This window comes from Aeromicrobium sp. (genome assembly GCF_014378035.1).
Lineage (GTDB): Bacteria > Actinomycetota > Actinomycetes > Propionibacteriales > Nocardioidaceae > Aeromicrobium.
The window spans coordinates 1-8,208 of sequence record NZ_JACMOM010000332.1 but is presented as its reverse complement, the minus strand read 5'-3'; the positions used below and the strand labels follow the sequence as shown (position 1 = coordinate 8,208).

Sequence of the window (8,208 nt, the reverse complement as noted above, 5' to 3'; positions counted from 1 at the left end):
TGGCCGCGTTCGCGCAATGCCACCGCGAGCGGACCGGCCACTGCTGAGGTGGCCAACGGGCTAGGCAGCAGGCAGATCCGCACGCTCTCGATAGTGCCCGATCGAACCCCCAAGTGCGGAACCCAGTCGGCGAACGGCCAACGTGGTTGCCAGTCAGCGACCGCGATAGGTCGTCGTGGCCGGAAGCGGATCCGCTTTCGGTGACGATGACGCGCGGAGTGAGGGTGGCGCTCTCGTGCCGTTGATCGTCGCAAGCCGCGTTCGGCTTGCGGGACGGGCACGCCTCCCGACGTCGACTGAACCAGTGGCACTCGGTCGCATGCGCAGCCGCGTCGAACCGCCCACAACGACACGGCCTCGACGTTGCTGTTGGCGAGGAGGAGACGCCGGATCTGGCTATCCTCGGCGTCAAGAAGACGCCTGCTCGCCCGCCTGTGAACTATCAGAAGCTGTGGCGAGAGCCACGCCGATGTTCCCCGGCCCTCGAACGCGGTGGCTATCCCGAACCGAGCAGCAACATCGTCGCAGCGAAGACCAAGCCAGACGCAAGGAGCGTCACCGTGGTGTAGCCGAGGATGTCGCGGATCTTCAGCCCGGAGATGGCCAGCACCGGCAGAGCCCAGAAGGGCTGGATCATGTTGGTCCACTGATCGCCGTAGGCGATCGCCATGATCGTCACCGCCGGGTCGACACCCAACCGCCCCCCGGCGTCGAGCATCACCGGTCCCTGCACAGCGAACTGCCCGCCACCGGATGGCACGAACAGGTTCACCACTCCGGCCGAGAGGAAGACCAGCACGCCGAAGGTCGACGGACCGGCGGTCTCGACCATGAAGTCGGAGAAGACGGTGATCAGCCCCGAGGTGGCCATGATCCCCATGATCCCCGCGTACAGCGGGAACTGGAGCAGGATCTCACCCACGTTCGATGCGGCGTTCTTGACAAGAGCGATCAGCTCGAGCGGGCTGCGTACCAGCAGGAAGATCAAGGCCAAGAAGGTCCAGTTGACGATGTCGAGGGTCGCGGTGCCGCCCTCCGCGTAGTGGATCACCAGGTAGGAGAGCAACGCCAGGCCGACCAGCGTCGTGAGGACACGGCTGGCATCCACCCGGTCGGCCGGGGTCACGACCTCGTCGTCGATGGCGACGTCGTCCTCGAAGCGGGCGTCGGTCCTCAGCTCGACGATCTTGTCACCTGCGCGCGGTGCCACCAGCGCGAGCCCGCCGCCCACCACGATGATCGTGGCGACGATCGCGAGGATGTTCCACCACGCGAACGTCGTCTCGCTGATCGGTATGGTCTGGCCGAGCTGTTCTGCGATGAACGAGCCCTCGGTGGCTGCGGTCAAGGTGCCGGAACCGGAGTAACCCATGTGCCAGATGACGTAGCCGGAGTACCCTGCCGCGACCAGCATCGGAAAGTGCAGGTTCAGCCCCTTCGCCCGCCCCTGCTTGGCTACTTCCACGGCCAGCAGCACGCCGACCACGAGGCCGAGGCCCCAGGTGACCAGCGAGGCAATGGCAGCGACCAGGAACACAAAGAGGTAGCCCTGCAACGCCGTCTTGGGCAGCCCGCCCAGCGACGCCAACAACGTGCGCACCGGACCTGTGTTGGCCAAGGTGTGGCCCAGCAGGAGGATCAGGGCCATCTGCGTCATGAACTCCAACAGGCCCGACAGACCCTCGCCCCAGCCCTTGACGACGTCGACCGGGCCGGTGTCGGTGAGGGTCAGCGCAAGGAATGCCACGATGAAGGTCAACACGATGGCGAAGACCAGGGCGCTGGGGATGAAGCGCTCGACGACGAAGTTGACGGGCCGCATCAGGCCTGAAGGCCCTGACGATCGTTTCTTCGAGCTGGTGCTGGCACTAGGCATGATGGGCACTCCTCGTCCTCGGGGCATGGCGCTGCGCCCCCAAATCACCCTCGTGTTCCCTTGCTCCTATGTCAAGCGATCGGGAGCGTGCACCCTCAGCAGAGGGTGAAGCTGAGCGATGTTGACTGCTCAGCGTGCCCGGCTGCCCTCCATCCCGCACGCCTGTCGCGTTCCAGCGCCATCCATTCCGGCTCATCCAGAGGCGGGGGTGCGCGGCGAGCGACGGCCCGGGCCCCGTCAGCCCCTCAGCGCAGGCGGCAGCACCCGGTCGACCCAGCGGGTCTGCTGCTCGTAGGCGTGGGCCAGCTGGAGCACGGCCCGGTCACCGTTGTCGGGTCCGATGATCTGGATGCCCATCGGGAGCCCTCGGGAGTCGAAGCCGACGGGCATGCCCGCGACCGGATGGCCCGTCATCGTCCACGGCGCGACCGTTTCCATCCAGCGGTGGTAGGTGTCCATGGGGCGGCCGTCAATGGAGGCCGGCCACTGCGTGTTCTTGTCGAACGGGAACACCTGGGCACTCGGAGCGAGGATGTAGTCGTAGCGCTCGAACATGGCGGTGACCGCGGTGTACCACTCGTTGCGCGCCGCCGCAGCCTTGGTGACGTCGCGAGCCGAGAGCTCAAGCCCGTGCTCGATCTCCCAGATCAGCTCGGGCTTCATCTGGGCGCGCTTGCTCGGGTCGTCGTACAGTTCGGCGCTGCCGAGCTGTGCCCACCACCGCCACGTGAGGAACAGCTGCCAGATCCTCGCAGGGTCGAACTCCGGCAGGGCCCGCTCCACCGTGCAACCGATGCGCCCGAAGGCCCCGAAGGACGACTCGCACAGCTCGAGCACACCTGGCTCGGTGGGGAGGTAACCGTCCCAGTCGCCGACGTAGGCGATCCGGGTGCCGCGGAAGCTGGCCTTCAGGCTTCGCTCGAACACCTCCGGGTCCTCGTCGATGGCCAGGGGAGCCGACGGATGCGGGCCGGCCATCGTCGAGAGCAGCATCGCGACGTCAGCCACCGATCGGCCCATCGGGCCCGAGACACTGCCCTGGGCGATGAAGTCCGGCGCCGGGACGCGGCCCCAGGACGGGCGGAAGCCCACCACGTTGTTGAACGCCGCAGGGTTCCTCAGTGAGCCCATGTAGTCGCTGCCGTCGGCCACCGGGACCATCCGCAGGGCCAGCGCCGATGCGGCTCCACCGCTGCTCCCGCCCGCTGTACGCGTGGTGTCGTACGGCGTCGCGGTGGCGCCGTACACGGGGTTGTAGGTCTGCGAGCCGAGGCCGAACTCGGGGGTGTTGGTCTTGCCGATGATGATGGCGCCGGCGGCCTTGATCCGCTGCACGAACAGGTCGTCGGTGGTGGCCACCCGGTCGGCATGGATCGGCGAACCAGAGGTCCAGCGGATGCCCTTCGCGGCGGCAAGGTCCTTCACCGCGTGCGGGATTGCGTGCATCCAGCCGAGGTACTCACCACGGCGCAGCTGGCGCTCACGCAGCTCGGCCTCGGCGATCAGGTCGGAGCGTTCACGTAGCGCGACGATCGCGTTGACGCTGGGGTTGTGCTGCTCGATGTGGTCGAGGAAGGTCTCCATGACCTCGACGCAGGAGACCTGACGACGCTTGATCAGGCGCGAGAGGTCCAGCGCGTCGTACATCACGAGGTCACGCAGGTTCCGCGGCCGACCGGCCGGTCCACGAAGCCCCTCCAGGGGTGCTGTTGCGGCGCTGGTGGCGGTGCCGGCCACTGCGGTGGCGCCGGCCCGGTCGGCCGCGTCGGCGACGGCGCTGCGTCGGGAGGATCCTCCGGACGAGTCGTCGGGAAGTGGTGGGTCCTGGGAGTTCGACGAATGGGTCATGCTCTGTGCCCTCCTGGGAGCGGGACGACTGACGCCGATCCGCCGAGGTGACGGGTCTCCCGGACGGGTGTGGTTGGTCCTTGCGAAACGACCGATCCATCGGCTGGGCCCCACCGGTGGCTCATTGTCTATAGGTCTTCACGCCGAAAGGTCAATGCCCGAGAGTCTCGTGGCGCCTCAGGACAGAAGCCGGCAGCGGGCTGACCCCCAAACAGCGCGGCGAAGGACACCTCGGAACGAAGTCGTGTCGGGTTGTCGCTAGCGGTGGACAACCCCGCGCCGTAGGAACGAGTGCCCTCGACGCCGATGGCAACCATTCTCCCGAAGTCGGTGAGCGAGTCGAGCAGTTCCTCGCAGCCGGTCGTGGTGGCGGAGAGTCGGCGTGGGTGTCGATCCCGCCGGTGATCTCGCGTTGCGAGGATGTGGTTTCCAGCATGGCGTTGCACCGTTCTCTTGTTGAGATGGGACGGCACGCAACAACCGGTCGGGCGGACAGCACAGTGACGAGGCGCGGCCAATCCCCTATCAGGTCACGTTCCGTCCGGCCGGGGACTTCCACCACGATCCATCAGGACCGGGCAGCCCCGCCATCATCACTGCGGAAACGCGTTCTCGTGACCGTTGGGCTTCGTTGGCGATCATCGGTCTCGGCCGGACTTCTGGCGGACTGCTGGGTCACGACGAGATCCCTCTGGCGAGGGCGGCGTCGAACAGAGTCCGGGCGACCTGCTCGGCCTTCTCAGTCGCCGCGGCCCCGACCGGCTTCGCCTCGTAACGGTCCTGGTTGCGAGCGCGTCGTGGGCGGTCGAACTCTCGCGCCGCCCTTTCCTCGGGCGGCTTGTCGAAGACGGCACGCAGATAGCGGCCGAGCGCCTCGTGCTGGCCGGGCCCGTTGGTCGTCCGGATGCCGTACGCCGCCAGCAGTGCCTCGCCCGTGTCGTGACAGGCGTCGTAGGCAATGCCGTACTTGACGACGGCACTGGTGAGCAGCGGAAGTTGGTCCAGGCCGTCTGGCGCGGTCCCTGCCCGATGCCCCGGCGATCGCCGACGAACTGACGGCCCGGCAGATCAGCCTCGGTAGGTCGGTCTACGACCCGACTGACGCGGTCGGTCGCCTGCTGTTCAACGTCCTCGCCATGGTGGCCGAGTTCTCTGTTATCTGGACACGCCGGGATGACCGCCTAGCAGTACCAAGACGCCCTCGACCGCCACATCGGAGCCGACGTCACTCTCGCCGGCCCGGCCGCCGACGCCCTTCGCGAGCACCGCCTCGACCCCGACGCGGTTTCGTGGCTGCAGACCGACTTCCTTAAAACCGAGCTCAAACTCGGCCACTGCCTACGCACCCCGGCCGAGGGGCCGTGCGAGTGCGACCTCGTGCTGACCTGCTCGAAGTTCCTCACCACCAGCAACTACGCACCCAGGCTGCGCGCACGCTTTGAAGTCGAGCAGCAACTCATCGACGACGCCACCACCCGCGATTGGCCACGCGAGATCGAGCGTCACGAAGCAACCAAACGGCGTCTGGAGCAGCTCCTCCACGACCTGGCCTGACCCCACGCGGCCGCGGCACGCACCTAGAGTCGAACAGCGGCCGGCCAGTGAAATCGGATGCCTGCTCGCGTCCACGCATGAGACGGTCTGGCCTATGGAACCTGCGGACTTCTACTCCGGCATCGTTGTCGACGCCTACGCCAAGTTGAAATCATCAACGTTTGAGGCGGAGCCGTACCTCGAGTTCGTCAGGACACACGGTCAACCAGCCCTGGAAGTTGGCTGCGGCGACGGCGAACCGCTACTGGATCTCTGCGCGGCAGGGCTTGAAGTCGACGGAGTTGACTCCTCCATGGACATGGTCGAGCGATGCCGGACGAATGCAGTCGCACGTGGCATCGCCACCCACGTTTTTCACCAGCGTGCCGAATCCCTGAACCTTGACCGACGCTATTCGTCGATCTACTTTGCCGGTCCGACGTTCAACCTGCTGGCCGACGATGAGACGGCCCTGCAGGCTCTTCGAGCCATTCGCGAGCACCTGACCGACGACGGCGCGGCCCTCATTCCACTGTGGGTTCCGGACCCCACGCCGGACGACGAGCTCGGGGTCACCCGCTCCACGGATGATGGTCAGGGCATCGAGCTCAGGTACACCCCGCTGTCGGAGACCTACGACCGGGAACGGCGCACCCGAGCAACAACGTCACGCTACGAACGAGTTGCGCCTGGCGGCACCGAAGTGGCAGACAGGGAGTGGATCATCCACTGGCACACCCCACGGTCATTCAGCGCTCTCTCCACGGACGCCGGCCTGAGGGTCGTAGGCATCATTGACGACGACACGAACGAACCCGCATCCAATGCCTCGACGGTATCCACCGCAACGGTCCAACGGCTATAGAACGCGTCGCAACGTTCGGCTGCGACTGCGACTGCGCCTGATCATGGCGTCGCGGCAGAGTTTGGCGCCGCGCACTCCAACCCGTGACCGGCCACAGCGCCAGCATCGGAATTGGCTCGGTCCGTTCCGTCATCGGCTTGACGGACCAGGATTGTCCACATAATCGAGTCCGACCTGATCCGGCTGCGCACGGTGGAGGGGATGAAGGTCGCGAAGGCGAAGGGTCGGTTGCGCGGTAAGCAGCCCAAGCTCAGCTGCAAGCAGGAGGCACACCTGGTGTCCCTGGTTCATAGCGGGGAGTACAGCACCCTCGAGGTGGCCGAGCTCTTCGGCGTCGGTCGATCTACCGTCTACCGCGCGATCGAACGACAGCGCATCGCAGCCAAGGCTGACCTCGCAGAAGCGAGAACACGCCGCTGACTTGGCAGACGCGTCGGCTGTCCCGGATCCGACACCTCAGCGGCACAGCGGCGCCTTGTCGACCACGGCTCGGGCACAAGAGACCTGAAGGGGTTCCACTTGCGGCACGACTCAAGAGCGCGGCTGAGGAATGTGATGCGCCCGGGCCTTTGATCTGAGGAGCGCGCATGCCTGACCCCGACGGTCGGGAAGTAGGCGTCGCGCGGCTGTCGGGTCACCTGCACAAGTGACATTCCGGCCAGCAGCGGCGAATTGGGGGCGAGCTCGACGCCAACTCGTGCGCGGGGAGTTTTCCTACCGAATCGACATGAAGCGCATCATCTCCCGACTCTGCCCTCGCTGCCCGTTCAGAGTGTCGGGGGCCGGGCATAGCCTGCCGAGCATGACGCGGTACGTAGACGAGGACATGGAAGGCGCGGAGTTCCGCGAGTGCAACCTGAACAACACCCGTCTGATCGGCGTGATCATGCAGGGCGCCGTGATCGACGGGCTGGTGACCAACCTCGTTGTGTACGGCGTCGAAGTCATGGAGTACGTCGAGGCCGAGCTCGACCGTCGTCACCCGGTCCGCCGGCTCATCCGCTCGGACGACCTGGCCGACGTGCGCCGAGGGTGGCGGCAACTGCGCACCGACTGGGCGGCGACCGTGGCGCGCATGCGGCAATCGCTTAGCATCGAGCACGAGATCGTGAAACGACGAGTGGTCCGCTGTGCAGGCGCTGCGCCACCTGGTCTTCGTCCACGACTCGTGGTTTCGGCGCTGCTGCCTCGGGTCGACCGATCTGTTCACCCCGATGGGGCTGGGCATCGAGTCTGTGCCCGGCCGCGAGGAGCAGGGTCTCGACCCGTCGGCGGACCCGACGCTCGACGAGGTGCTCGCGATCAGGGACGAACAGGCGGCCGAACTCGAGCGCTGGTTGGACGCGGTCACCTCCGAGCAGCTCCAGGAGCCGGCACCGATCCCCGACAACGACATGTGGCCGTCGTACGCACGCGGACGATCGCTGCGGCAATGTCTAGGCACGGTGCTCGGCAGGAGTTCGAGCACCATCAGTTCTGTGTGCGCGACCTCGACCTCATCGAGAGATCAACCTCTGGTTGATGCGCACTAAAGATGCACCGCGTGACGATCCCCTGCGGGACGACGTCGCCTTCTTCAATGGGCGGGCCGGGGGGCGCCGCACGGGGTTGGCTAACGGCACGAGCACCGTTGACGGTGCCCCACGCATCTGCTCGGCCGGGCAGGTGGGACAGCGGCTCAGGGGAACCATAACCGCCCCAGTGCTGGATCGTCCCCGACGCACCAACCGCTCCTGCACCCAAAGACGACCCAGGCATAGTGCGGAACCGCGCTGCGGCTCCCAGATGGTTCAGCGCTCGCCTGGCTCTGGGACTAGGGCTACGGCTCGCGTCCACGCGCCGCTGCCGCCCTCAACCTTGATCGGGAACGCGAGGATGGTGGCCCCGGTCGCCGGCACTGCCGTGAGGTTGGCCAGCTTCTCGGTCTGCAGATAAGGCTGCTCGATGCCGGCGAAGTGCGCGGGCCACAGCGCCGCCGGATCGCGCCGCTGCTGCCACTCGGCGCCGATCAGCGGGTACGGCCGGTCCAAGCTCCAGGCGTCGGTACCGATGGTCCGCACGCCACGCGCGAGTAGGGCCAGCACCG

General features: G+C 66.7%; 7 protein-coding genes and 1 pseudogene. 4 read left to right on the top strand and 4 right to left on the bottom strand.

Translation table 11 applies throughout. The features are described 5' to 3' along the window. Positions 1–496: 496 nt before the first annotated feature. The 3 genes from H7290_RS17795 to H7290_RS17785 form a co-directional block, all read right to left on the bottom strand. Positions 497–1,876, bottom strand: coding sequence for a TIGR00366 family protein (locus tag H7290_RS17795; RefSeq protein ID WP_290515357.1), 1,380 nt, complete (start codon positions 1,874–1,876; stop codon positions 497–499). A 237-nt stretch (positions 1,877–2,113) separates the two neighbouring features. Further along, positions 2,114–3,724: an amidase gene (locus tag H7290_RS17790; RefSeq protein WP_290515356.1), complete on the bottom strand. Its 1,611-nt coding sequence runs from the start codon at positions 3,722–3,724 to the stop codon at positions 2,114–2,116. Positions 3,725–4,879: 1,155 nt separating this feature from the next. Further along, on the bottom strand, positions 4,880–5,059 hold the full coding sequence (locus tag H7290_RS17785) for a hypothetical protein (RefSeq protein WP_290515355.1): 180 nt from the start codon (positions 5,057–5,059) through the stop codon (positions 4,880–4,882). Between the two features lie 42 nt (positions 5,060–5,101). Here H7290_RS17785 and H7290_RS17780 point away from each other — a divergent pair, with 42 nt between their 5' ends. The 4 genes from H7290_RS17780 (at position 5,102) to H7290_RS17765 (ending at position 7,654) form a co-directional block, all read left to right on the top strand. Continuing rightward, a complete protein-coding gene (locus tag H7290_RS17780; RefSeq protein WP_290515354.1) occupies positions 5,102–5,278 on the top strand; it encodes a hypothetical protein in 177 nt (58 codons plus the stop codon). A gap of 94 nt (positions 5,279–5,372) precedes the next feature. Further along, positions 5,373–6,122, top strand: coding sequence for a class I SAM-dependent methyltransferase (locus tag H7290_RS17775; protein WP_290515353.1), 750 nt, complete (start codon positions 5,373–5,375; stop codon positions 6,120–6,122). Positions 6,123–6,323: 201 nt separating this feature from the next. Beyond that, complete coding sequence (locus H7290_RS17770; RefSeq protein ID WP_290515352.1) at positions 6,324–6,542, top strand: helix-turn-helix domain-containing protein; 219 nt, start codon at positions 6,324–6,326, stop codon at positions 6,540–6,542. Positions 6,543–7,252: 710 nt separating this feature from the next. After that, complete coding sequence (locus H7290_RS17765; RefSeq protein WP_290515351.1) at positions 7,253–7,654, top strand: DinB family protein; 402 nt, start codon at positions 7,253–7,255, stop codon at positions 7,652–7,654. Between the two features lie 258 nt (positions 7,655–7,912). Here the strand turns inward: H7290_RS17765 and H7290_RS17760 are convergent. Beyond that, a pseudogene (locus H7290_RS17760) lies at positions 7,913–8,208 on the bottom strand (cyclase family protein); the annotation flags it as partial.